The sequence below is a fragment of the Rhizobium sp. SVR5-9E genome (assembly GCF_056755095.1).
The window spans coordinates 1-245 of sequence record NZ_JBNDHS010000625.1 but is presented as its reverse complement, the minus strand read 5'-3'; the positions used below and the strand labels follow the sequence as shown (position 1 = coordinate 245).

Genomic DNA, 245 nt, shown 5'->3' with positions numbered 1-245 from the left:
CTACAAATTCAGGGCTGAGGAACTGGGATGAACGAAAATATAAAAACAAACTCTTCAAAATAGCCCATGTTTTTCAGCTGATGCAGGAAAAAAATGGAATGCTTCCCTTTATTATTGGTCTTTCGGAAGTATCCGGCAGGAAGGTTCTTGAAGATTTGGTACAGCTGTCGCCCTTCAATTCTGAATATGGTATTGTGCATTACAATTCCATGGATGAAAGGAAAGTAGATGTAGCCATGCTGTAT

Annotated in this window: 1 protein-coding gene; it reads left to right on the top strand. The window is 39.2% G+C overall.

Annotation, left to right across the window (positions count from 1 at the left end; all coding sequences use genetic code 11):
• Positions 1-245: endonuclease/exonuclease/phosphatase family protein (locus tag ACPYOJ_RS36310; RefSeq protein ID WP_481420530.1), on the top strand; the 245-nt coding region annotated here is incomplete at both ends.